Origin of the sequence: Neobacillus notoginsengisoli (assembly GCF_003515685.1) — a bacterium.
GTDB lineage: Bacteria > Bacillota > Bacilli > Bacillales > Cytobacillaceae > Bacillus_D > Bacillus_D notoginsengisoli.
The window spans coordinates 1-2,959 of sequence record NZ_QWEG01000034.1 but is presented as its reverse complement, the minus strand read 5'-3'; the positions used below and the strand labels follow the sequence as shown (position 1 = coordinate 2,959).

Here is a 2,959-nt window from a genome sequence, read left to right as displayed (position 1 = left end):
AAACAGAGTGAACAAACCTTTTAGGTTAAGTTAGAAAGGGCGCACGGTGGATGCCTTGGCACTAGGAGCCGATGAAGGACGGGACTAACACCGATATGCTCCGGGGAGCTGTAAGTAAGCTTTGATCCGGAGATTTCCGAATGGGGAAACCCGCCATCCGTAATGGGGTGGCATCTTTACCTGAATCCATAGGGTATTGAAGGCAGACCCGGGGAACTGAAACATCTAAGTACCCGGAGGAAGAGAAAGCAAACGCGATTCCCCAAGTAGCGGCGAGCGAAACGGGACATAGCCCAAACCGGAAGGCTTGCCTTCCGGGGTTGTAGGACACTCTACATGGAGTTACAAAGGAACGGGGTAGGCGAAGAGGCCTGGAAAGGCCTGCCGGAGAAGGTAAAAGCCCTGTAGTCGAAACTTCGTTCCCTCCTGAGTGGATCCTGAGTACGGCCGGACACGTGAAATCCGGTCGGAATCCGGGAGGACCATCTCCCAAGGCTAAATACTCCCTAGTGACCGATAGTGAACCAGTACCGTGAGGGAAAGGTGAAAAGCACCCCGGAAGGGGAGTGAAAAAGATCCTGAAACCGTGTGCCTACAAGTAGTCAGAGCCCGTTCATGGGTGATGGCGTGCCTTTTGTAGAATGAACCGGCGAGTTACGGTCCCATGCAAGGTTAAGCCGAAAAGGCGGAGCCGCAGCGAAAGCGAGTCTGAATAGGGCGAATTGAGTATGTGGCCGTAGACCCGAAACCAGGTGATCTACCCATGTCCAGGTTGAAGTCCAGGTAACACTGGATGGAGGACCGAACCCACGTACGTTGAAAAGTGCGGGGATGAGGTGTGGGTAGCGGTGAAATTCCAATCGAACCTGGAGATAGCTGGTTCTCTCCGAAATAGCTTTAGGGCTAGCCTCACGTAGTGAGAGTCTTGGAGGTAGAGCACTGTTTGGACTAGGGGCCCCCATCGGGTTACCGAATTCAGACAAACTCCGAATGCCAAAGACTTATCCGTGGGAGTCAGACTGCGAGTGATAAGATCCGTAGTCAAGAGGGAAACAGCCCAGACCACCAGCTAAGGTCCCCAAGTATCCGTTAAGTGGAAAAGGATGTGGAGTTGCTTAGACAACCAGGATGTTGGCTTAGAAGCAGCCACCATTTAAAGAGTGCGTAATAGCTCACTGGTCGAGTGACTCTGCGCCGAAAATGTACCGGGGCTAAACGGATCACCGAAGCTGTGGATTGACATCTTCGATGTCAGTGGTAGGAGAGCGTTCCAAGGGCGTTGAAGCAGGACCGGAAGGACCTGTGGAGCGCTTGGAAGTGAGAATGCCGGTATGAGTAGCGAAAGATGGGTGAGAATCCCATCCACCGATTGCCTAAGGTTTCCTGAGGAAGGCTCGTCCGCTCAGGGTTAGTCGGGACCTAAGCCGAGGCCGAAAGGCGTAGGCGATGGACAACAGGTTGATATTCCTGTACCACCTCTTCATCGTTTGAGCAATGGGGGGACGCAGGAGGATAGGGTAAGCGCACTGCTGGATATGTGCGTCTAAGCAGTTAGGCTGGGAAGTTGGCAAATCCGCTTCCCGTGAAGGCTGAGCTGTGATAGCGAGGGAAATTTAGTACCGAAGTTCCTGATTCCACACTGCCAAGAAAAGCCTCTAGCGAGATGGAAGGTGCCCGTACCGCAAACCGACACAGGTAGGCAAGGAGAGAATCCTAAGGTGAGCGAGAGAACTCTCGTTAAGGAACTCGGCAAAATGACCCCGTAACTTCGGGAGAAGGGGTGCTCTTTAGGGTTCATAGCCCTGAAGAGCCGCAGTGAATAGGCCCAGGCGACTGTTTAGCAAAAACACAGGTCTCTGCGAAGCCGCAAGGCGAAGTATAGGGGCTGACGCCTGCCCGGTGCTGGAAGGTTAAGAGGAGGGGTTAGCGCAAGCGAAGCTCTGAATTGAAGCCCCAGTAAACGGCGGCCGTAACTATAACGGTCCTAAGGTAGCGAAATTCCTTGTCGGGTAAGTTCCGACCCGCACGAAAGGCGTAACGATCTGGGCACTGTCTCAACGAGAGACTCGGTGAAATTATAGTACCTGTGAAGATGCAGGTTACCCGCGACAGGACGGAAAGACCCCGTGGAGCTTTACTGCAGCCTGATATTGAATTTCGGTGCAGCTTGTACAGGATAGGTAGGAGCCTGAGAAACCGGAGCGCCAGCTTCGGTGGAGGCGTCGGTGGGATACTACCCTGGCTGTATTGAAATTCTAACCCGCACCCCTTACCGGGGTGGGAGACAGTGTCAGGCGGGCAGTTTGACTGGGGCGGTCGCCTCCTAAAGAGTAACGGAGGCGCCCAAAGGTTCCCTCAGAATGGTTGGAAATCATTCGCAGAGTGTAAAGGCACAAGGGAGCTTGACTGCGAGACCTACAAGTCGAGCAGGGACGAAAGTCGGGCTTAGTGATCCGGTGGTTCCGCATGGAAGGGCCATCGCTCAACGGATAAAAGCTACCCCGGGGATAACAGGCTTATCTCCCCCAAGAGTCCACATCGACGGGGAGGTTTGGCACCTCGATGTCGGCTCATCGCATCCTGGGGCTGTAGTCGGTCCCAAGGGTTGGGCTGTTCGCCCATTAAAGCGGTACGCGAGCTGGGTTCAGAACGTCGTGAGACAGTTCGGTCCCTATCCGTCGTGGGCGCAGGAAATTTGAGAGGAGCTGTCCTTAGTACGAGAGGACCGGGATGGACGCACCGCTGGTGTACCAGTTGTCTTGCCAAAGGCATCGCTGGGTAGCTATGTGCGGAAGGGATAAGTGCTGAAAGCATCTAAGCATGAAGCCCCCCTCAAGATGAGATTTCCCACAGCATTAAGCTGGTAAGATCCCTGAAAGACGATCAGGTTGATAGGTCAGAGGTGGAAGCGCGGCGACGCGTGGAGCTGACTGATACTAATCGATCGAGGACTTAACCA

1 rRNA gene is annotated in these 2,959 nt (G+C 54.0%); it reads left to right on the top strand.

What is annotated here, in order from left to right:
* Positions 1 to 23 precede the first annotated feature (23 nt).
* Positions 24 to 2,959, top strand: a 23S ribosomal RNA gene (locus tag D1B31_RS23685).